The sequence below is a fragment of the Planktothrix sp. PCC 11201 genome, assembly GCF_900009135.1.
GTDB lineage: Bacteria > Cyanobacteriota > Cyanobacteriia > Cyanobacteriales > Microcoleaceae > Planktothrix.
This window is the reverse complement of the sequence record NZ_LT797699.1, coordinates 108,449-131,162: the sequence shown is the minus strand read 5'-3', so window position 1 is coordinate 131,162 and position 22,714 is coordinate 108,449. Positions and strand designations below refer to the sequence as shown.

General features: G+C 42.7%; 19 protein-coding genes and 1 tRNA gene. 13 read left to right on the top strand and 7 right to left on the bottom strand.

All coding sequences use genetic code 11. The features are described 5' to 3' along the window. Positions 1-123: 123 nt before the first annotated feature. Positions 124-3,642 carry a methionine synthase gene (metH, locus tag PL11201_RS09215; protein ID WP_079678295.1) on the bottom strand — a complete coding sequence of 1,173 codons (3,519 nt, stop codon included), beginning with the start codon at positions 3,640-3,642 and terminating at the stop codon, positions 124-126. A 279-nt stretch (positions 3,643-3,921) separates the two neighbouring features. On the opposite strand from metH, the gene PL11201_RS09210 reads away from it, so the two are divergent. Beyond that, a complete protein-coding gene (locus PL11201_RS09210) occupies positions 3,922-4,167 on the top strand; it encodes a DUF4160 domain-containing protein (RefSeq protein ID WP_079678294.1) in 246 nt (81 codons plus the stop codon). Continuing rightward, positions 4,160-4,528: a DUF2442 domain-containing protein gene (locus PL11201_RS09205; protein ID WP_079678293.1), complete on the top strand. Its 369-nt coding sequence runs from the start codon at positions 4,160-4,162 to the stop codon at positions 4,526-4,528. Before PL11201_RS09210 ends, PL11201_RS09205 begins: the two co-directional genes overlap by 8 nt. On the opposite strand, the gene PL11201_RS09200 is transcribed toward PL11201_RS09205, so the two are convergent. Next, entirely contained in the window at positions 4,510-5,184 is a 675-nt protein-coding gene (locus PL11201_RS09200; protein WP_079678292.1) for a Uma2 family endonuclease, read from the bottom strand. The two genes, PL11201_RS09205 and PL11201_RS09200, sit on opposite strands and share 19 nt — an antisense overlap. A gap of 227 nt (positions 5,185-5,411) precedes the next feature. On the opposite strand from PL11201_RS09200, the gene PL11201_RS09195 reads away from it, so the two are divergent. After that, complete coding sequence (locus PL11201_RS09195) at positions 5,412-6,902, top strand: DNA methyltransferase (RefSeq protein WP_079678291.1); 1,491 nt, start codon at positions 5,412-5,414, stop codon at positions 6,900-6,902. Positions 6,903-6,983: 81 nt separating this feature from the next. On the opposite strand, the gene PL11201_RS09190 is transcribed toward PL11201_RS09195, so the two are convergent. Continuing rightward, positions 6,984-7,814, bottom strand: coding sequence for a fasciclin domain-containing protein (locus PL11201_RS09190; RefSeq protein ID WP_079678354.1), 831 nt, complete (start codon positions 7,812-7,814; stop codon positions 6,984-6,986). A gap of 236 nt (positions 7,815-8,050) precedes the next feature. Between PL11201_RS09190 and PL11201_RS26760 the strand changes: the two genes are divergently transcribed. Then, positions 8,051-8,227 (top strand): hypothetical protein, encoded by a 177-nt coding sequence (locus PL11201_RS26760; protein ID WP_200816735.1) that lies wholly within the window; start codon positions 8,051-8,053, stop codon positions 8,225-8,227. A 100-nt stretch (positions 8,228-8,327) separates the two neighbouring features. Then, positions 8,328-9,941 (top strand): peptidoglycan-binding domain-containing protein, encoded by a 1,614-nt coding sequence (locus PL11201_RS09185; protein ID WP_079678290.1) that lies wholly within the window; start codon positions 8,328-8,330, stop codon positions 9,939-9,941. A gap of 22 nt (positions 9,942-9,963) precedes the next feature. On the opposite strand, the gene PL11201_RS09180 is transcribed toward PL11201_RS09185, so the two are convergent. Both PL11201_RS09180 and sigC read right to left on the bottom strand, forming a co-directional pair. Beyond that, positions 9,964-10,491, bottom strand: coding sequence for a Fur family transcriptional regulator (locus tag PL11201_RS09180; protein WP_079678353.1), 528 nt, complete (start codon positions 10,489-10,491; stop codon positions 9,964-9,966). A gap of 150 nt (positions 10,492-10,641) precedes the next feature. Then, the gene (gene sigC / locus PL11201_RS09175; RefSeq protein ID WP_079678289.1) at positions 10,642-11,892 is read right to left on the bottom strand and encodes an RNA polymerase sigma factor SigC; all 1,251 of its coding nucleotides are present in this window, start codon (positions 11,890-11,892) and stop codon (positions 10,642-10,644) included. Positions 11,893-12,887: 995 nt separating this feature from the next. Here sigC and psbZ point away from each other — a divergent pair. From psbZ to PL11201_RS09145, 6 genes are all read left to right on the top strand, one after another. Then, positions 12,888-13,079, top strand: coding sequence for a photosystem II reaction center protein PsbZ (psbZ, locus tag PL11201_RS09170; protein ID WP_026788463.1), 192 nt, complete (start codon positions 12,888-12,890; stop codon positions 13,077-13,079). Between the two features lie 135 nt (positions 13,080-13,214). Continuing rightward, on the top strand, positions 13,215-13,790 hold the full coding sequence (ribH, locus tag PL11201_RS09165) for a 6,7-dimethyl-8-ribityllumazine synthase (RefSeq protein ID WP_079678288.1): 576 nt from the start codon (positions 13,215-13,217) through the stop codon (positions 13,788-13,790). Between the two features lie 80 nt (positions 13,791-13,870). After that, positions 13,871-13,942 (top strand) — tRNA-Gly (locus tag PL11201_RS09160). A 524-nt stretch (positions 13,943-14,466) separates the two neighbouring features. Beyond that, complete coding sequence (locus PL11201_RS09155; protein WP_026794931.1) at positions 14,467-14,871, top strand: hypothetical protein; 405 nt, start codon at positions 14,467-14,469, stop codon at positions 14,869-14,871. A gap of 128 nt (positions 14,872-14,999) precedes the next feature. After that, positions 15,000-15,248: a hypothetical protein gene (locus PL11201_RS25915; protein WP_144017709.1), complete on the top strand. Its 249-nt coding sequence runs from the start codon at positions 15,000-15,002 to the stop codon at positions 15,246-15,248. A 331-nt stretch (positions 15,249-15,579) separates the two neighbouring features. Next, positions 15,580-16,842: a glutamate-5-semialdehyde dehydrogenase gene (locus PL11201_RS09145; protein ID WP_079678286.1), complete on the top strand. Its 1,263-nt coding sequence runs from the start codon at positions 15,580-15,582 to the stop codon at positions 16,840-16,842. Here PL11201_RS09145 and PL11201_RS09140 read toward each other — a convergent pair. Further along, complete coding sequence (locus PL11201_RS09140) at positions 16,839-17,672, bottom strand: acyl-CoA desaturase (protein WP_079678285.1); 834 nt, start codon at positions 17,670-17,672, stop codon at positions 16,839-16,841. The genes PL11201_RS09145 and PL11201_RS09140 overlap by 4 nt on opposite strands. A gap of 90 nt (positions 17,673-17,762) precedes the next feature. Between PL11201_RS09140 and PL11201_RS09135 the strand changes: the two genes are divergently transcribed. Together PL11201_RS09135 and PL11201_RS09130 are read left to right on the top strand one after the other, a co-directional pair. Beyond that, on the top strand, positions 17,763-18,995 hold the full coding sequence (locus PL11201_RS09135; protein ID WP_200816734.1) for a methionine gamma-lyase family protein: 1,233 nt from the start codon (positions 17,763-17,765) through the stop codon (positions 18,993-18,995). A gap of 273 nt (positions 18,996-19,268) precedes the next feature. Beyond that, positions 19,269-19,829 (top strand): Uma2 family endonuclease, encoded by a 561-nt coding sequence (locus tag PL11201_RS09130; protein WP_079678284.1) that lies wholly within the window; start codon positions 19,269-19,271, stop codon positions 19,827-19,829. Between the two features lie 59 nt (positions 19,830-19,888). Here PL11201_RS09130 and PL11201_RS09125 read toward each other — a convergent pair whose 3' ends face one another. Beyond that, positions 19,889-22,636, bottom strand: a complete 2,748-nt coding sequence (locus tag PL11201_RS09125) for a bifunctional acetate--CoA ligase family protein/GNAT family N-acetyltransferase (RefSeq protein WP_079678283.1) — start codon at positions 22,634-22,636, stop codon at positions 19,889-19,891. Positions 22,637-22,714 lie beyond the last annotated feature (78 nt).

Below are 22,714 nucleotides of genomic sequence, written 5' to 3'. Positions count from 1 at the left end.
TATAACCTAACCGTTAGGTTCTGTCAACCTATGATCAAAATTAGCCCTTATCCAGAAAGGATGAAGGGCAGTGAAAGGGGGCGTATTCTCGCCCTAAATTTGATTTAGGGAGGATAAAAAACGTTAAAGATTGAAGTATTTAGAAACAGGATGATAGGTAATAAACGCCGTTGTAGACTGTTCTGGATAAATTTGTTCACTTTCATCCATATACATATTAATTCGGTCAGTTTGTAACAGTTCCACCTGCTTATATTGGTCTTGAATATTCGGACAAGCCGGATATCCAAAACTATAACGAGAACCCCGATGACGCTGGGCTAAAACATCACGGACATTATCCGGTTCTTCATTTCCAAATCCTAACTCCCGACGAATTTTTGCATGAGTCCATTCGGCTAACGCTTCGGCCGTTTGCACCGCCATTCCATGGAAATACAAATAATTCTTATAGTCATTATCAGCAAACAATTTTTGAGCGTATTCCGTAGCAATTTCTCCAACAGTTACCGCCTGCATCGGGAAAACATCAATTTTGCCACTTTCTTTAGAGGCAAAAAAGTCCGCAATACACAAACGTTTTCGTGATTTTTGTCGAGGAAAGTCAAACCGGGCAACCTGTTTTTGATGATTTTCAGGATCAAAAATTAAGAGGGAATTGCCCTCCGATTGACAGGGGAAATATCCATAAATCACCGTAGGATGTAATAAATTTTCTGCTAAAATTTTGGTTTTCCATTCGTCTAAAACCGGATAAACCTTTTCAGCTAAGAATTGACTATATTCTTCCTTTGATTGTTCTCTGGGTTTGCGGAATTGCCATTGACCTACAACTAATGCTTGTACGTCTAAATACCACCAAATATCCTCTATAGGAATATCTTGCGGTTGTAAAATTTTCGTTCCCCAAAAGGGAGGTGTGGGACGCTCAATATTAACATCAACGGCTTCAGAACGTCGGGTATCAATAACTATTTCTTCGGGATTTTCTAAATCCTTTTTAACCGTTTCTGACTTGACTTTAATTTTCTTGGCTTCCGCATATTCCCCTAAAAATCCTTGGGAATCATCCCATTTTCCTGCTGTTTTTGCAGGCATTAACTTATCCATAAAATTCAAGTCAGAAAAGGCATCTTTCCCATAAATAACTTGACCTTGATAGGTATTTTGACAATCTTCATAGACAAATTTTGGGGTTAAAGCCGCCCCACCTAAAATCACCGGAACTTTAATTCCCTCTTGGTTGAATACCTCCAAATTTTCTTTCATAAACGCGGTAGATTTAACTAATAATCCACTCATGGCAATACAGTCCGCGCCATGTTCTTTGTAAGCATTGATGATATTTTCTACGGGTTGTTTAATCCCTAAATTAATCACCCGATAGCCATTATTGGATAAAATAATATCAACTAAGTTTTTACCAATATCATGCACATCCCCTTTAACCGTGGCAATGATAAAGGTTCCTTTGCCATTATTCCCCGTTTCTGACTTCTCCATATAGGGTTCTAAATAGGCAACGGCGGCTTTCATGGTTTGGGCAGATTGCAACACAAAAGGTAGCTGCATTTGCCCAGACCCAAACAATTCTCCCACCACTTTCATCCCATCCAAGAGAATATTATTAATAATTTCTAGGGGTGGATATTGTTTTAAACCTTCGGCTAAAGCATCATCTAATCCAATCCGTTCTCCGTCAATAATATGACGTTTTAAACGTTCTTCTACAGGGAGGTTAATATCTCCAGACCGATCTCGTTTAGTGGTTTTACCCTGAAATAAATTAGTCAGTTCTCCCAGGGGGTCATAGGTACAAACATCCCCATCAAATCCCCGTTGATCATAAATTAATTTTCGACAAACCTCTTGATGTTCGGGGTCAATTTTTGCTAGGGGTAAAATCTTATTCGCACTGACAATAGCCGCATCTAACCCCACTTGCATGGCTTCATGCAGGAACACCGAATTTAACACTTGTCGCGCCACGGGATTTAAACCGAAAGAAATATTAGAAACCCCTAAAACAATATGACATCCGGGCAATTCTTGACGAATTTGACGAATCGAATCTATCGTGGCTTTGCCATTATTTCGGTCTTCTTCAATACCCGTAGAAATCGGTAAAGCTAAGGGGTCAAAAAAGATTTCATAAGCAGGAATACCATAATTAATAGCCGCATTATAAGCCCGTTTCGCAATTTCAAATTTCTTTTCGGCGGTTCTGGCCATTCCCTCCTCATCGATGGTTCCCACCACAATAGCAGCACCATATTTTTTAGCAATTTCTAAGACTTTATAAAAGCGTTCTTCCCCATCTTCGTAGTTAGTAGAATTGAGTAAACATTTCCCCCCGGAAACCTTTAACCCCGCTTCCATTTTTTGCCATTCCGTCGAGTCTAACATCAAGGGTAAATTAACATTAGTAACAACACGAGAGACTAATTCTTTCATGTCTCGCACGCCATCTCGCCCGACATAATCGACGTTAACATCTAAAATTTGCGCCCCTTCTTTTATCTGGGATTTTGCTAAGGAAACTAACCCATCCCAGTCCTCGGCATTGAGTAAATCCCGGCATTTTTTAGACCCACTGGCGTTCAGACGTTCACCAATAATTAAAAACGAGTTTTCCTGTTCATAACTTTGGGGACTATAAATTGAAGCCGCCGAGGGAATAAATTGGGGTTCCCGTTGTTTCGGTTTCAGGGTTTGAGAAATTTCAGCTAGGGCTTGAATATGTTCATAACGGGTTCCACAACAGCCTCCAATCACCTGAACCCCTAAATCTTCAACGAAGTGCATTAACGCCATTTTGAGTTCCAGTGGCGTGAGTTTATAATGGGCTTTTCCCCCCACATTTTCCGGTAAACCCGCATTAGGAATACAGGAAACAATAAAGGGGGAATGTTCCGATAGATAACGAATATGTTCCTTCATTAAATCGGGGCCAGTGGCACAATTTAAACCTAAAATATCAATTTTATAGGGTTCTAAAATGGTTAATGCCGCGCTCATTTCTGACCCAACTAACATAGTTCCAAAGGCTTCCATCGTCACGGAAACCATAATCGGGCGACGTTCACCTTTTTTAGTAAAAACGTCTTCAATGCCGTTTAATGCAGCTTTAATTTGCAGCACATCTTGGCAAGTTTCAACGATAAATAAATCTACCCCCCCATCAAATAATCCTTCCGCTTGTTCTGCAAAAGCATGATGTAAGGTATCAAAATCAATATGTCCGAGGGTAGGAAGTTTAGTTCCCGGCCCAATTGACCCGGCAACAAATCGAGGTTTTTCGGGTGTAGAATATTGGGCAGTTAAACGTTTTGCTAATTCGGCGGCGGTTTTGTTTAAATCATAAGCTTTATCAGCCAAATCATATTCAGCTAAAACAATAGAAGTAGCACCAAAGGTATCGGTTTCAATAACATCTGCACCCGCTTCTAAAAAGCCGCGATGAACGTTAGCAACGGCTTCAGGTTTTGTATAAACTAAATATTCATTACACCCCTCATAATCTTTTCCGCCAAAATCATCCGCCGTCAGATTTTGGGTTTGTAGGTTGGTTCCCATTCCCCCATCAAACACGATAACGGGACGTTCAGGACTGTGGAGGCGATCTAAAAATGCGCTTTTCATAGGATGTTAATTATAGGGAGCAAGGGTTATTTTACAATTTTACACGAAATTTTCACATCAGCAGGAGTTGTGTGCAGAAACTGGGTTTCTAGTAAAAAGTAGAAGTTTGACCTTGATATATTTAAGAAGAAACCAGGTTTTCAAGTTTTATGATAAAATCAGATCAGATTTAGAAGCCTTTCAAGAAGCAAAATTAGAATATCAACAAAACCAAGGAGTTTCCTGGGAAGATTTAAAATATCAGTCTTCTAATCCTAGCAAATTTTAGTTGTATTGCCCATGCCAACGGTTCACCGAGAAGATGGTTTTAATGTTATTATTTATCCTAATGATCATTTGCCTTCCCACGTTCATGTTATTAAGGGAGGAGGGCAAGTGATTATTAAACTAGGCAGTGAAACAGAACCTCCTTCTTTATCTCAAGTTTATGGTGATATTAGTAATAAAGAGGTTGTAAAAGCCTTAAAAATTGTTGCAACTCATCAGTTAAAATTAATTACGGCTTGGAGAACAATTCATGGATAATCTAATTTTTGATCAGCAAACTTTAGAGGAAGAAATTAAGAATGCACGACAAGCAGCGTTGATTGCTAATACCTTTGAACCGAGGGCAGAATCTGCTTATTATGATTGGCAAATCGGAAAAATTACTATTGATTTAAAATATGGTGTTTCTTTTAGTTTTCCCCCAGAAATTGCTCAGGGGTTAGAAGATGCTTCTCCTGAAGATTTAGCAGAAGTTGAAATTACTCCCTCTGGTGCAGGATTACATTGGGAAAAACTAGATGCCGATTTAAGTATTCCGGCTTTATTGATCGGAATTTATGGAAATGAAGCCTGGATGAATCAGCTTAAAAACAAACAAAACTATTGCAAAAATTGTTGATGTTCGGGAGTTGCTAACCCAGTTTGTAATGTAGCAATAACTTCTAACATATTCCCATTTAAAAGGGCTGAAACTGACAACCATAACCCCGGAAAAACTCGACTATGAATAATTTCTTTTGCATCAGGAGTTAGAGAAATATATTCCCCATCCTGCAAGAAAAACCAATCAAAACGTCCTTCCATCACTTGCCAAACGAGATATTCTTTTACCCCATTCCGACGATAAATTCGCTTTTTGTCTCGTAAATCAATTGAAGCGGTACTCGCAGCAATTTCCGCCACAAGTTCAGGTGCACCTTCAATATAACCGTCATTGCTAAAGCGACTTTGACCCCCACAATTTGGATCAATTAATAATACTACATCGGGTTGAGGTTCGTTATCGAGATCGAGTCTTACTGTCGGGTTATCCCCTAAACGTACCCCTGGTGTCGCTATTTTATAATTCCAAAGCCAGCCAATTAAATTAGCATGGGGTTCGGCGTGGGGTTGAAAGCGTAGGGGTGATGCCATATAAACAATTCCTTCGATCAGTTCAGCTTTTTTAACATAAGGCATTGATTGATAACGCCGCTCAAATTCCGCGCGAGAAAGCAGATCTCCATTTTCTAGGAGTGGAATGAGTCGGGGAGGTTGATTTGTTGAAGCACTCATGGCTTTTCTATTGTTTTTGGATTGGATTGCCTCTCATATTCTAGCTTATTTTATTCTTGTGGCTATGTTTATAATGTTAAAGCCTGATTTAACCAAAAAGACACCAAGACACAAAGAAGTTTTAAACACTCAGATAAAATATGATATTCTTGGTTTGGATGGTTTCAATTGAGCATCAATAGAAAGTTTGTCGCAAAAAATAATTAAAAATCAATGGATCAAAAAACATGGTTAATCAATTATTCTATGGTGATAATTTAGAAGTTCTGCGGAAATATATTAAGGATGAATCTGTAGATCTATGTTATATCGATCCACCGTTTAATTCTAAACGTAACTATAATCAAATTTATAATAATTTAGGCAAAGAAGATCAAGCCCAAGCCTTTATTGATACTTGGACTTGGGATGATCAGGCTAATCAAGGTTTAGAGGATATTTTTAGCAATTATCAAGGTCATTTTACCCAACAAAGTATTGATTTAATTGCCGGATTAACAAAAGTTCTGGGAAAGGGTAGTCTTTTGGCTTATTTAGTTAGTATAACCTTGAGAATTGTAGAAATATATCGGGTTTTAAAACCAACAGGAAGCTTTTATTTACATTGTGATCCTACATCTAGCCACTATTTAAAATTAGTATTAGATGCGTTTTTTTTCCCTCAAGGTGGTGATTTTCTAAATGAAATAGTTTGGTGTTATCGAGGTGGGGGATATCCTAAACAAGACTTTGGAAGACGACATGATGTAATTTTAAGATACTCTAAAAGTAACAAATATTTGTTTAATCCAGATTCAATTAGAATTCCTTATCAAGCTGAAGGAATCAATAGAAAAGATGATGCAATGTGGGGAAAACATAAAGGAACTGATAAAGTATATAAACCTCATCCATTAGGCAAAATTCCTGAAGACTGGTGGTTAATGAATATTCTTAATGCCAATGACCCAGAACGTTTAGGTTATCCCACACAAAAACCGGAAGCATTATTAGAAAGAATTATTCAAGCTAGTAGTAATAAAGATGATGTGGTTTTAGATGCCTATTGTGGATGTGGAACAACGGTCGCAGTATCGCAACGTTTAGACCGTCAATGGATAGGAATTGATATTACCTATCAAAGCATTAGTTTAATTTTAAAACGCTTAGAAGATGCTTTTGGTCAAGGAGTTTTAGAACAAATTCAACTCAATGGTATTCCTAAAGATATGAAATCTGCGATCGCCTTAGCCAATAAAAAAGACGATCGCACTCGCAAAGAATTTGAAAAATGGGCGGTTTTAACCTATAGTAATAATCGGGCTATTATTAATCATAAAAAGGGATCAGATAAAGGGATTGATGGTATTGCCTATTTTAGAAGTGAACAGGATGAACCGGAAAAAATTATCTTACAAGTAAAATCCGGTAATATTAAATCGGGAGATATTCGGGATTTACAAGGAACATTAACCCTAGAAAAAGCAGCAATGGGAATTTTTATTACTTTAAAAGAACCCACAAAAGAGATGATTAAAACCGCCAAATCCGCCGGAATTTATCAAAATAAATATATGAGTCAAAGCTCTGATATTATCTCTATTGTGACGATTCAAGAAATAATTGAAGATCAAAAAAGGTTATCTATTCCGTTAGGATATGAAGTATTAAAATCCGCCGAAAAACAAAAAGAAGTCAAAGCAACTCAGTTAAAATTAGATATTGATTTTAATTACTAAAAAACCCGGTAACTTCTGCGAAACCGGGCTTTCAGATAATCTGAAAATAGATTAATCTTGAATTATATAAATCCTGAAATCCTATTGAGGGGAAGTAGTAGGAGATGTTGCTTCAGGAGATGTGGTCGTAGGAGATGTCGCTTCAGGAGATGTGGTCGTAGGAGATGTTGCTTCAGGAGATGCGGTCGTAGGAGATGTTGCTTCAGGAGATGTGGTCGTAGGAGATGCGACATTAGGAGGAAGAATGACGACCTTAATAACGTGAATAACGCCGTTGTTGGCATTAATATCAGGTTGAATTACTTCGGCTCCATTAACTTTAACTTTGCCTTCAGCTACTTCTAAATCTACAGGGTCTCCTTCAACCGTAGCAGTTTCACCGGGCTTAATTTCAGCCGAGGCGATTTTATTGGGTAAAACATGATATTGGAGAATTTTAGCCAATTTTTCTTTATTTTCAGGCTTCATTAATTCTTCTAAAGTTCCCGCAGGTAAAGCGGCAAATGCTTCATCGGTGGGGGCAAAAACGGTGTAAGCACCTGGAGCAGAGAGGGTTTCAGTCAAACCAGCAGCTTCAACTGCTTTAGTAAAGGTACTGAAAGAGGGGTTAGCCGCAGCAATTTGAACAATACTTTCCGACTCGTTGGAAACTAAATTAGCCGTGGTATCAGTCTTTTCCGAAGCAACGGCTGGAGTCGTGGTAGCAGTGCTGGCGGTTGTACCTGTGGCGGGAGAGGGAGAAGCAGTGCTGGCAGTGGTTTCAGGGGGTGTTGTAGCGGCCTGTTCAGTGGCGGGTTGTCCAGGAGCGGTATTATTGGCGCTGGGTTGACCGCAAGCACCGAGGGCGGCTACACTGCTAACGGTTGCTAAAAGAATCAGGAATTTTTTGGTCATTTGGGCTGTATGGTTCATAGTCAGGCGATTTTGTTTGTAAACGGGTACACAAATTGCTGATGTAATTCTAGGCATAGTAACATATCTTCACAAAAATACAAGCTTTGCGGGTAAGAATTCTTCAGATTGATTAAGAAACGTATCTAAACCTAAAGCTTAATTGCAATTGCGACTCAAACCCACAGACTTTATGGCTCCAGGTGATAGGTTAAACCCATTCAAAACTATGGCGTTAATCCAACTTCCCCTAGCTTATGAACCCCAAACACTCACAACGCGATCCCCTTGAGTCCGCCGTAACCGCAGCATTAGGCGCGGGTGTAGCGACTTCTTTTGCTGTCAGTCAAGGTCAAAGTCCTTGGGTGGCTTTAGGAATTACGGCCTTTGCGGTGATTGTGGCCTTAATTTGCGATCGCGCAGGTTGGATTTAAGTCTCACTTTTAAAGCTGATCTACAATAGGGGAAACCAACCTTTCAAGACCCAATTTCTGGAAAGGTCTGAGTTAATAGATAATATTTCCCCCAAAAACAATGATTGAGTCCTATGCGTTTTTAGCCTTAGCTCTAACTCATGAAGATCAGGCTTCTGATCAATTCTCAGGATTAAATGAGGTTAACTGGGAAAAACTTTCGAGTCAAACCTACCGCTACTTTCTCGCTTTAGCTGTGGCCTTTTCGGTGTTAGCGGTCGCCCAAACCGCCCAAGCTTTGGTCATGTCTGGAGATTCTGGAACCCAAGTCCGGCAAATTCAACAACGCTTACAAGAATTGGGCTATTTTAATGCCAATGCTACAGGGAATTTTGGGGGTCTGACCAAAGATGCGGTGATTCGGTTTCAACGAGATGCGGGTTTATCCGCCGATGGGATTGTTGGCCCTAAAACCCTGGCTGCTTTGGGCTTAGGAGTCATTATCAGCCCCCCCCTTGATACTGGCAATACTGGCAATACTGGCTATAATCGAAATTTAATTGGCTTGGGACGAGGAGATAGTGGCCCTGGGGTTTCGGATTTACAGAGGCGCTTACAAACCTTGGGTTATTTCAACCAAACACCCACAGGCAACTTTGGGAGCGTCACAGAAAATGCGGTGATTCGACTCCAACAGGACTATAATATTCCGGCAACGGGTTTAGTCACCGAAGCTACCCTCGCCGTACTTAATAACGGCCTTAATTCCGGTCGGGATGTTGTTTTCACAGGTACAACTTTACGAGAAGGCAATCGCGGGCCAGAGGTGATCGTATTACAAGAAAAACTACAAGCCTTGGGCTTTTATGATGGTGTGGTTACGGGCTATTTTGATACCGCCACAGCCATTGCCGTTCAACAATTCCAACAATCCCAGGGCATTCCAGCCACTGGAGTCGCCACATCTACAACTTTAGGAACTTTAAGTGGGGCTTATATTCCTGGAGTTACTTCTACCCCTCAATTTGATAGGATTCTGACAATAGGGTGTCGAGGTTCTGCGGTGAAGCTATTGCAAGCACAACTCCGAACCTTGGGATATTATACCGGAATTGTAGATGGGGTGTTTGGTCAGTCTACTCAAAGGGCTGTGATTAACTTCCAACGGGCTAATAGAATTACAGACACAGGAGAAGTCGGGCCAACCACAGCTTTTTATCTTGTTAATGCCACCACAACCACACGGAGCCTGCAACCCAGACCCATCCCCATTGTCCAAAATCAGACTATTCCAATCACTAATTCCCTATCCACAATTTCTTTAGGAGATACAGGCCCAGAAGTTAGAAAAATTCAACGGCGTTTGCGGGAATTAAACTATTATAATGGCCCGATCAATGGTTTTTTTGATACCGCCACTCAAGATGCCTTAATTCGGTTTCAAGAATCTAGGGGAGTTACGGTGACTGGGATAGCCGGCCCCACCACTCAAAACTCCTTATTTAATCTACAATCGTTGGCGCGACCCTCAACCCGGATTACCGCAGTTGTCGCCACAACTCCTCCTGTTTATGGGACAACTAATGTCCAACAGTTGCAGCAGCGATTAAGAATCCAAGGACTGTATAACGGCCCGATTAATGGAGTTTACGATGGTTTAACCCAACAAGCGGTTGCACAGGCCAGAGCATTCTATGGCCCTAATGCCGATACCGTTTTATTTGGTAGCCTTTAATTCAGTTATCAGTTATCAGTAATTAGTAATCAATTTCATCCATTTCAGAAGACCCATCAGCGATCGCCTTTGAACACGACCAATTTGTAGAAATCAAAGACGGCCAACCCATGCGTAAAGCCTCATGACAAATCGTATGAATAGTTAATTGACAATCTAATAAATGAAACCCCGATTTCTCCGCCTGCTTCATGCTGGTTTTAGAAATAGAATCATTTTTAAACTCAAGGGTTTTATTGCACTGAACACAAACTAAATGATGATGGTGATGGGGATAGGGTTGATTAATTTCATAGTGTTTATGACCTTCAGCCAATTCCAATTCCCGCAAAATTCCCATCCGCGCCATTAATTTTAATGTGCGATAAATCGTCGATAAACTAATTGCTTCCCCTCGGCTTTTGAGTAAAGTATACAAATCCTCCGCACTCAGATGATTTCCTTTCGGTAAATTCTGAAAGACCTGTAAAATCGTTTCCCGTTGGGGGGTTAACCGCCAACCCTTATCATTAAGTTCAGATTTAAAAGAGACTGTCGTATATAAACCCATACGCTCAATTGTTTTCAATAAAGCTTGCATACTGACAATCATACACAAAAAATTTCCTGATTATCAAAAAAAACAGTTATTGCAACTAAAACCCCCCGATAACTACGGTTAGCGGGGGGTATAAAAACTCAATCTATAAACGATTAGGGATTAACTCAAAGACTCCAAATAGTCCCGCACCCGATTGCGACGTTTAGGTTGACGCAGTTTTTGTAGAGCTTTAGCTTCAATTTGACGGACTCGCTCCCGGGATAATTCCAAGGCCCGACCAATTTCCGCCAGGGAATAGGGGTGTCCATCCCCCAAACCATAGCGCATCAAAATCACATCCCGTTCCCGACTGCTCAAATCTGCTAAAAGATTCTGTAAATCCCGATGTAAAGATTCACGCATCAGCATTTCTTCCGGTGTGACCTCCTCGGTTTCGAGTAAATCCCCTAATTCCGTATCTTTATCCGTTCCCACCTTCGTTTCTAAAGACACAGAGCGGGGAACCCGCAGCAACACTTCTCGAACTTGCACGGGAGTCATTTCTAACTCATGGGCAATATCTTCAATGGTGGCGGTACGACCTTTTTCCTGAGAAATTTTCCGTTGTGCTTTTTTAATTTTATTCAGTTTTTCGGTAATATGAACCGGAAGACGAATCGTGCGACTTTGGGTGGCGATCGCTCGGGTAATCCCTTGACGAATCCACCAATAAGAATAGGTACTAAAACGATATCCCCGGGTCGGGTCAAACTTCTCCACCGCCCGCTCCAGTCCTAAAGTTCCTTCTTGAATTAAATCTAGCAGTTCCAAACCTCGGTTCTGATATTTCTTCGCCACCGATACCACTAAACGCAGATTCGCTTTAATCATCCGGTCTTTGGACTGTATCCCTTCGGTTTGAATCCGATCCAACTCCTCAACCGTCAAATTTGCGATTTCTGCCCAACACCTTTTGCCTGAAGCTAAAATCGGCTTGAGTTCCGTTACATCAATTCCAGCCGTGGTTGCCCACCGCTCTAAAGACGGACGATGACCCAACTGAGCCGATAATTGATCCCGAGTTTTGATCAGTCGCACATAAGTATTGATCAGTCCCTCATCCTGCTCGGCAGCATTGTCCCGTAAGTCAACTAACCTCAGATAACGCTGCACCTTTTGGGCTTCTGATACTTCTTCATCCCGCCCCAACAGACGCACCCGACCAATTTCTTGGAGATACAATCGAACTAAATCTGTAGTGCGACGATTATTGCTGGGTTTCTGGAGTTTGACATCGCTGGCATCGCCTATCTCCAAATCAATTAAATCATCCAAATCAGGCTCAAGATCCTGACTCATTAGCTCATCAGGCTCAGAATAGTCCTGAAAAGAGGGGTTTAAGTTGTCGGCATCGATTTTAGTGGCTGGCATAGTTTATATCTCAGTTGCTCCAGTAATCAGAGGCTGCACTTACGGGGGTTAGCTAACCAACGGGATACCCCTGATCAGGGGTGACGTAGGATTGAGCTTTTCCGTTCCGGTGATATTACTTATACTGCCCTACCATCCATGATTTCAGGCAAAGCCTGGAAAATGATTTAATGATGGCCATTTAAAAACAGAGGGAGTAAGATCAGGTTGGGAATATTTGTTTTTTATTAACCTCTTAGTTAGTATAAGAATAACTCCGAAATTTCACAGTGATTCTTATCAAACCCTTAATTAATTTTCATCACTTCCCATAGGCGTCTGAGATCACCACAGGTAAATTTTAGATTTTTGTAACGAAAAATCAATAAACTCAGCAAATCTCAGCCCCNCTACTCCCCTACTCCCCTACTCCCCTACTCCCCTACTCCCCTACTCCCCTACTCCCCTACTCCCCTACTCCCCTACTCCCCTACTCCCCTACTCCCCTACTCCCCTACTCCCCTACTCCCCTACTCCCCTACTCCCCTACTCCCCTACTCCCCTACTCCCCTACTCCCCTACTCCCCTACTCCCCTACTCCCCTACTCCCCTACTCCCCTACTCCCCTACTCCCCTACTCCCCTACTCCCCTACTCCCCTACTCCCCTACTCCCCTACTCCCCTACTCCCCTACTCCCCTACTCCCCTACTCCCCTACTCCCCTACTCCCCTACTCCCCTACTCCCCTACTCCCCTACTCCCCTACTCCCCTACTCCCCTACTCCCCTACTCCCCTACTCCCCTACTCCCCTACTCCCCTACTCCCCTACTCCCCTACTCCCCTACTCCCCTACTCCCCTACTCCCCTACTCCCCTACTCCCCTAGAAACCACCAGCTTAACTTCTTCTCACCGGTGGCAATTTCTGGTAGTTTTAATAATTAAACCGCTAAACAGGATTCGGTGAGCCTGTCAGCAGTATTTTTACTTACTGCCAAGTCAAGTTGGGAAAAAACAATGTTAACAATTCTGTTTCAAGTTGTCCTTGCGGCACTGGTGATTTTATCTTTTCTCCTGGTGGTAGGCGTTCCCTTTGCCTATGCCTCCCCCCAATACTGGAGCCAATCTAAGCCTTTGCTTTATGTGGGTTCCGGTCTTTGGTTCGTGTTAGTGATTTTAGTTGGTGTATTAAACTACCTAGTGGTTTAATACACCTGGGGAATTGAGGGTGGGAAGGTTTGGGACAGTTGCCCTGAGCGGTTCAACCTAAGATTCCCTATCGATTTATGTCTTAAATTATATATTTGTTAACTTTTGTTAACAAAAAAGGATCGGATAACAAAAATGGCGGTTTTTGAGGGAAATTTTACCCAGACAAACTCCTTAAGGTTTGCCATAGTGATTGGTCGGTTTAATGACTTGATCACAACCAAACTGTTAGAAGGATGTCAAGATTGTTTAAAACGACATGGGATTGATCCCGATCCCCAGGGAACACAAGTTGATTATGTTTGGGTTCCGGGGAGTTTTGAGATTCCCTTAGTAGCTCATCAGTTGGCTTTAACCCGTCGCTATGATGCGATTATTTGTTTGGGGGCCGTAATTAAGGGACAAACTCCCCATTTTGATTATGTCTCATCGGAAGTTTCCAAAGGGATCGCAGCTACGGCGTTTCAAACGGGTGTTCCCGTGATTTTTGGGGTTCTGACCACCGACACCATGCAGCAAGCCCTAGAACGAGCCGGAATTAAAGCCAATCACGGTTGGAACTATGCGATGGATGCGATTGAGATGGCGAATTTAATGCGTCAAATTAAGCAAAGTGCAGCAACAACTGTGGATTCTACGGCGGTTTTATCTGCTAGTGCTAGTCCGGCTTTGTCAGGGGAAACCCTGAAACAGCAGTCAGAAAACCGTTAAACTCTCAGGCTATAAAAAATTTTGGGAAAGGGGTTGACAAATTTCAAGATTTTTGGAATCATAGAAAAGGTGAACGAGTTGCGGGTGTAGCTCAGTGGTAGAGCGTCACCTTGCCAAGGTGAATGTCGCGCGTTCGAATCGCGTCACCCGCTTGGAAAGAATATATGGTAGCATTTTATCGGGAGAATTAGTTCTCCCGATAATTTTTTGTCATTTTTTTGTTTGGTCTTTGGTGTACTCGGAGTTTTTTTCTCCATCGACTGCAAAGTTGGGCGGGTTGTTTAGACCACTAATATCCTAACACAAAGCCTAAGTGGAACTTAGGGGTTTAAAACCCATTTTTCTGATAAAAGCCGAAACAATCAAGGTTTCTGAAAATTATAGTTTCACCCGAGATCAAGCCTTTGAAATGGCTGCTCTGATCCGATCTTTCCTGAATAAATCTTAGGTCAAACCCTTTTAACAGAAGGTTTATCGCTCTAGTTTTAGAAGATTCACAAAAGCTGAGGATTTAGACTTTTGAGGATGCAAATCAAAATTGCCGTGATATAATCCCTGAAGAATAGGAATTAAAAAAAGCTAACCCTTTAAATTCAAAGTTCAACTTGACTATAATTGATTTAATTTACTTTTTTCTTCTCAATTATTACAAAAACATTAAGTTAATTAATCACTTGTGCCATCCCAAAAAGCTCAAAAGATTGATTTGAATGGGGATTATCCTTGCCCCTGTCGGCGAAAGGGGCGGCTAGTTCCCATTGCGCTGACGGAAGCCTTTGGCTGCGATCGCTGTCAGCAAATTTTCGTTGTTGATGAGAGTGGTTATTGCTTGGAACAACTCGCCACCCATTATCCTTATAAACAGGCTTGGCGTTGGACAGGTCATCAATGGAACAGAGCCAGTCCAGGGTTAAAAGCCCACTATTTACCCATGGCTTTGGGGATGCTCCTAGTTCCATTAGTGATCTGGTTACCATTAGCCCTGTATTCACCTGGGCCAAACCTTGTGTTATGGGCAATGGTTGCTATCGTGTTAGCAATGTTACCCGCACTGATGGTTTGGCTCGCTTACAGGCGTTAGTGGCGTGATAATTGATGATTTCTCTCTCCCTCCTCCAGACAATCCTTGGCGTCGTGCTTACCCTGCTAGTTTTGAATTAGCCAAAACCAAAGGAGCAGATCGAAGTCTCGCCTGATGGTGAAGGCATTGTGAGCGCGCCTGGAGGAGTGGGGGTTTTAGTTGATGATTTTTATTTAGGCTTTGTGGTTGTAGGCGTAGGATGTGTGGCCGCAGGCTTTGTGGTTGTAGGCGTAGGATGTGTGGCCGCAGGCTTTTTAGGTGCAGGTGCAGGATGTGTGGCCGCAGGCTTTGTGGTTGCAGGTGCAGAATGTGTGACCGTAGGCTTTTTGGTAGGCGCGGAAGTCTCTGCCAACGCCGGAGAAGTTCCCGAAGCGTAAGCAATACCAGAAATTAAGGCTGTAATACCAAGGGTGGTAGCCAAAACAGTCTTACCAAATTGAAATACCATAATCAGTAAGTCCTATAGGGATTGGGGTAATGTGGTATTGGTTTACCTTTGCCTGACAGTATCACGGGTTTTTATGACACCCATGTGTCAAAGACATGAAGATTTGATGACTTTGGGGATGCTCTTAATTCCGTTAGTGATCTGGTTACCATTAGCTTTGTATTTACCTGAGCCAAATCTTGTGTTATGGGCAATGGTTGCTATCGTGTTAGCGATGTTACCCGCACTGATGGTTTGGCTCGCTTACGGGCGTTAGCGGCATGATAATTGATGATTTCTCTCTCCTTCCGACCGACAATCCTTTGCGTCGTGCTTACCTTGCTAGTTTTGAATTAGCCAAAACCAAAGGAGCAGATCGAAGTCTCGCCTTGCAACTGATGGCGAAGGCCTTGCGATCGCGACAGAATGACATCCTAGAAGCCAATACTCTTGACCTAGAAGCCAGTCGCAACCTAGGACTATCGGAATTAATCACCGACTGGCTGAAACTCACTCCAGAACGCTTAGAAACCACCGTTCAAATTTTAGAGCGTCTGGGACAACTGCCCGATCCCATTGGTCGGGTGATGAGTGCTTCCTATCAACTCGAACAGGGACAAACCTATTTTCAACCAATTCCCCTGGGGGTAGTGGCGTTAATTTATGAAGCCTTTCCCGAATTGGCGGCTATTGCCACGGGACTCTGTTTAAAAACCGCCAATAGTTTAGTGCTACTAGGTGGAACAGAAGCCACCCATTCTAATCAGATGATTATTCAAACCTTGCAAATCGCCTTAGAGGAATCGGGACTCCCCCCAGGCTGTTTAGAAATCTTACCGTCAGAACCCCATACCCCGATTCAACAGTTAATCACTCAAGACAAATATATCAATTTAGTCATTCCCTACGGACGCCCCCATTTTGTGCAACAAGTGGTGAATCAATCCACAGTTCCGGTGTTGCGCTCCGCCATAGGAAATTGTTATTTATATTGGTCATCTACGGCAAGTGTGGATACAGCCCGATGGATGATCTTAGATAGTCATGATGGTAAACCGGATGCCGTGAATGCCATTGAAAAAGTTCTGATTGATCCCAATCAAAAAAGCTCATCCCTAGTGCGATTATGGAATAACTTAAGAGAAGCTGGCTTTGAACTGCGAGGAGATGAAGGGTTCGCTCAAGAATTTTCGGAATTGATCTTAGCGGAAACAACGGAATGGTCAAGACCCTATTTAACTCGCACCGTTGCTTTTAAAAGGGTAGATCATTTAGAACAAGCGATTATTTGGATGAATACCCATAGTAGCGGTCACGCGAACTGTTTAGCCACCGAATCCTATTCCGAGAGTCGAAAATTTGCCCAGGATGTTAATAGTGCTTTGACTTTTATTAATGCGTCTCCCCGATTTTCCCGTCACTTGAACCGAGGAGACGCAATCTTTCTGGGAATTTCTAACCAGAAAGGGTATCGTCGGGGATTAATTGGTTTAGAAGCCTTAATGACCCTGAAGCACGTTGTTCAGGGTAATCGGCAATTTTAGATCCGTTGAGCTTCAGCATTGGCGGGGGGTAATTTTACTTTTTGGGCGAGCCCTAACGCTTGTAACAGCGAAATGGTCATCCAGGTTAAGTCAATTTCCCACCATTGCAGACCGTGACGGGCGGAATATTGAAAAGCATGGTGATTATTATGCCAACCCTCACCATAGGTGACAACGGCGACCCACCAACAGTTACGCGAGGAATCTCCCGACTCATAGGTTTGATACCCAAATTTGTGCGTGGCACTATTGACAAACCAGGTGCAGTGGAACATCACCACCACCCGAAAGAAAATACCCCAAACCACAAAAGGCCAACCCCCCATTAGATACAGCAAGAATCCAAATACCACTTGAATCACCAAGAAGTAGGTTTGGAAGAACTGATATACTGGGTCATCGGAAATGTCTTTTGTGAAACGGGGAATTTGCTCATCCGCCGGAGTGTGGAACAACATCCAGCCCATATGACTCCACCAAAAGCCTTTTGTGGAATCATGGGGATCTTGATCTTGATCAGAATATTGATGATGGAGACGGTGTAACCCGATCCAATCAATTGGCCCCCCCTGACAGGCCAAGGTTCCACAAAAGATTAAAAAATATTCTAACCATTTGGGAGCCTCAAAACTGCGATGGCTAACCAGGCGGTGGAATCCTAGGGTAATTCCTAAGCCTCCAGTCACCCAATGCAAAAATAGAGCTAGACCCACGGCGGCCCAGCTAAAGTTACTGGGCAAAAATACCAACAGCGCGGCAGCATGGAGCGACACCATAAAAGCAATGGTGATCCAGTCGGGCTTATATTGAGGTGAAGTTGCGATCGTCATGAAGAAACGAAAATTCGAGCTTTTTTTTTAACGAAAGAGTCCTATTTGCGTCATAATTATGCACCGCCCACAAATTGATTGAGTTCAGTGATGATATCTAGCATCGAACAGCTAAAAGAAGCAGAACAGGAACTATTTCCGATTTTTTCTGGTATTGACACGCAGGTCAAGCATAATCTTAAACGAGTTTTAGATTCCTTCCGTCACTACCGAGTTGGAACTCACCACTTTGCAGGCGTTACAGGTTATGGCCACGATGATTTGGGACGTCAAACCTTAGATCAAGTCTTTGCTGAGATTATGGGGGCCGAATCTGCTGCGGTACGAGTGCAGTTTGTTTCTGGAACCCACGCCATTACCTGTGCCTTATTTGGCTGTTTACGTCCTGGGGACGAACTGCTGGCGGTAGCTGGCGCTCCCTACGATACCTTGGAGGAGGTGATCGGTGTGCGCGGTCAAGGTCAAGGTTCATTATTAGAGTTTGGCATATCTTACCGCCAATTGGATCTCACTGCCCCAGGAAAAATTGATTGGCAGGGTCTACAGTCGGCAATAACGGCTAAAACCCGGATGGTTTTAATTCAACGTTCCTGTGGTTATTCCTGGCGTTTGAGTTTATCGATTGATGAGATTGAGAACATTGTTAATATTGTTAAAAAACAGAATCCCCATACTATTTGTTTTGTCGATAATTGTTATGGCGAATTTATTGAAACCCGGGAACCAACTGCCGTGGGTGTGGATTTAATGGCGGGTTCTTTGATTAAAAATCCCGGGGGAACTATTGTACAAGCGGGGGGTTATGTAGCTGGGCGAGAGGATTTAGTAGAAGCGGCGACCTGTCGATTAACAGCGCCGGGTATTGGGAGCAGTGGGGGGGCAACTTTTGATCAAAATCGGATTCTGTTTCAAGGGTTATTTTTAGCACCTCAAATGGTGGGAGAAGCAATTAAAGGAAGCCATTTAACGTCTTATGTTTTTAATCAATTAGGATACCCTGTTAATCCTTTACCGTTTGAAAAAAGAAGGGATGTTATTCAAGCTATTGAGTTAGGTTCTCCCGAGAAATTAATTGCTTTTTGTCGAGCTATTCAACAATATTCTCCGATTGGTTCCTATCTGGAACCCGTACCCGCAGAAATGCACGGATATGAAAGTCATTTAGTCATGGCGGGGGGGACTTTTATTGATGGCAGTACCTCGGAATTTTCCGCCGATGGGCCGTTAAGAGAACCTTATATTGTTTTCTGTCAAGGGGGAACCCATTGGACACATATTTCCTTAGCATTAGAAGCCGCAATTGAAGCCGTGGGACAGGTTTAATGTCCAGAAACCGGGGGTTTTTCCAATCTTTCGGTTTGTAATTGTAGGGGCGGGTTCTGGAATAATTTATGATACTTACAGATAATTTTGATCAACCCGCCCTATCTTAACTGTTAATTTGCAGATGGGGTGGGGCGGGTTTTGTGAGAGGGTTTGTGAATATCAAATATCTGGGAGAACCTGCCTCTACGGGTAGAAAATAGTAATTTTCATATTTTTAAAGCGATCGCCTATAATAGAAATATTTAATTCTCTAATTATATTACAAATACGATGACTACAGCTATTCAAGCTCAACTGACTTTAGAGGAGTTCCTTAAACTTCCAAAAACTAAACCTGCTTCAGAATTTATTCAAGGAAAAATTATTCAAAAACCGATGCCTCAAGGTGAACATAGTGTACTTCAAGGTGAACTCTGCAAATCTATTAATCAAATTGCTAAAAGTCAGAAAGTAGCTTATGCTTTTCCAGAGTTACGCTGTACTTTTGGAGGAGTATCTATTGTTCCAGATGTTACGGTATTTCGCTGGGAAAGAATTCCTTTATTACCATCGGGAAGAATTGTTAATATATTTGAAATTAATCCTGACTGGTCAATTGAAATACTTTCTCCTGAACAAAGCCAAACTAAAACTTTAGGTAAATTATTGCATTGTTTAAGCCATGGGACTGAGTTGGGATGGTTAATTGACCCAGAAGCCGAAAGTATTTTAGCAGTATTTCCAGGTCAAAGAGTTGAATTATATCAAGGTCTAGCAAAATTACCTGTTTTAGCAGGAATTGAGTTAGAGTTAACAACAGAGATGGTTTTTAGTTGGTTGAATTTGAGTTAAATTGAAAGCAGCGATCGCTAACAATATTCTTGATGAAAAAAAACAGTTTCTATTAACCCTTACAATTGAATTTCCGCCCTCACCATCGGTTCACCAATAACCCGATTTAAGGTAAACCCTAATTGTTGACAAATATTCTGCATAATCCGATTATCACTGAGAATTTCAGCAAAAATTAGAGGCATTTTCTCTTGACGGGCAATATTCAGTAATTGGCGCAATAACTCCGTACCAATTCCCTGACGTTGGTAACTATCACTCACCAGTAGGGAAAATTCTACCTCATCATTGCCATAGCCTTTGCTCAGTCGTCCCACCCCAATAATTTTATTTTCCCCAGTTTCGGGGTGTTGATATTCGGCGACCAAAGCCATTTCCCGGTCATAATCAATAAAACACAACCGCGATAAGCGTTCATGGGTAACACGGGAACTGAGTTTCACCAGATGAGCATAGCGTAAATAAACACTTTCCTCCGACAAACTTTCATCGAACTTGACCATCAAAGGTTCATCTTCCGGGCGGATGGGGCGAATGGTAATCGCCATGCCTTTTTGCGATGTCCAATGGGTAATATATTGCCGAGGATAGGGGCGAATGGCCGGTTTTGGTAAATCTTCGGGTTTGGTGTCGGGGGAATGTAAGACCACTCGGGCATCTAAGGCGATTAACTCATTTTCCGAAGCCAATAATGGGTTAATGTCAATCTCTTTAATCCAAGGCTGTTCGACTACCAAATTCGAGAACCGGACTAATAACTCTTTTAAGGCTTCCATATCGACTGAATGCCGACCTCTTACCCCTAACAGGGCTTTATAAATTTTGGTTTGTTCCATCATCCGCCGGGCAAGGGTCGTATTTAACGGAGGTAACGCCAAGGAGCGATCTTTGAAGACTTCGACTAATTGCCCACCCATGCCAAACAACAACACCGGGCCAAATTGAGGATCAAGGCTACTACCAATAATCAATTCATAGCCTTCTAATTTGACCATCTTTTGTACCGTCACTCCTTGGAAGTGTTCGGCCCCTACCTGTTGGGTCACAGCGTTTTCAATATCGGTATAGGCTTGACGGACAGCTTCGGGGGTATCGAGGTTGAGTTTAACCCCGCCCACATCGGTTTTATGGGTGATGGTTTTTGACAGGAGTTTCAAGACCACTGGATAGCCTAACTGTTCGGCTGAGTTCACCGCAGCATCGGGAGTTGAGGCGATATAGGTTTGTACGGTGGGTATGCCATAGGCTGAAAGTAGACGTTTGGATTCAAACTCCGTTAACAGGGTGCGACCTTCGGCTAAAACCGAGTCAATCAGATGTTGTACACAATCACAAACGAGACTATCATCCTCACTAGCCTTGGGTAAACTCGGAGTTTCATACAACCCTTTTAAATTGTAGGTGTAGCGCCACATATAATTAAACATCCGTACCGCCGAGTCGGGATAGGCAAAGGTGGCGATATTGGCCTGATTGAGAATTTTAATCCCCGATTCCACATCCGCGCCCCCCATCCAACTGGCTAAAATCGGTTTATGGGGCATGGTCAGACAACGATCTTTCAACTGTGCCGCCGTTTTACCCGGATCGGTCATGGCTTGAGGAGTTAAAATTACTAAAATACCATCACTATTCGGATCTTCTACAACGATATCAAAGGCTTTAGCATAGCGTTCGGGGTCAGCATCCCCTAAAATATCAATGGGGTTATCATGGCTCCATTGGGGCGGTAGGACTTGATTTAGAGCCTCCAGGGTTTCGCCCGAGAGTTGGGCGAGGGTGCCTCCCTCTCCAATTAGGGTATCGGTGGTTAATACCCCTGGCCCTCCGGCATTGGTTAAAATCGTGAGTCGTGGCCCTTTGGGTCGGGGTTGTTTACTCAGAAGTTCGGCAATGGAGAACAAATGGGCGATATGATACACCCGCAGGATGCCACAACGTCTAAAAGCCGCATCTAAAACATCATCACTTCCGGCCATGGCTCCGGTGTGGGAGGCGGCGGCTTTGGCGGCGGCTTCGGTGCGTCCAGCCTTAATCACAATAATTGGTTTAGTTAGGGCGACTTCCCTGGCTGCGGATAAAAAAGATCGGGCATCCCCGATGGATTCCATATAGATAACTATACTTTCAGTCTGGGGATCATTGCCTAAATAATAGATTAAATCTCCCCAACCAATATCTAACATCGAACCGATGGAAACAAAGGCACTAAACCCGACATTTTCTCGGAAACTCCAGTCTAAAATCGAAGTACATAAAGCCCCACTTTGACTAATAAAACCCACACTTCCCGGTTTTGCCATGGCATTCGCAAAGGTGGCATTAAGTCCGGTTAAGGGATTCATTAATCCTAAACAGTTGGGGCCGATAATTCTAATTTTATTGGCTCGCGCAATTTGTAAAACTTTCTGTTCTAATTCTATGCCTTTAGGGCCGATTTCTTTAAATCCAGCCGATAGAATAATTACCCCTTTCACCCCGACGGCGGCGCACTCCTCCATCACCCCTGGAACACTAGGAGCCGGGGTAGCAATGATGGCTAAATCGACGGGTTCTGGAGTATCCTTAATACTAGGATAGGCCTTAATTCCTAAAATACTATTGCGATGGGGATTCACGGGAAAAACCATCCCGCCAAAAGGACTACTAATTAAATTCCATAGTAGAGTTCTACCCACACTATTGGGCTTTTCCGTCGCCCCAATCACCGCCACGGTTTTAGGGTTAAAAATCGCATTCAGAGACTGATGTTCGTAGCGTAAGACATCATGGGCGGGGTCAGAAATTCGAGTTGTTGTGGCTACCATAGAAATCAGTTATCAGTTATCAGTTATCAGTGTAAGAGTTGATCGATTATGAATCCATGATAAAAGGTTTCTGAAGCT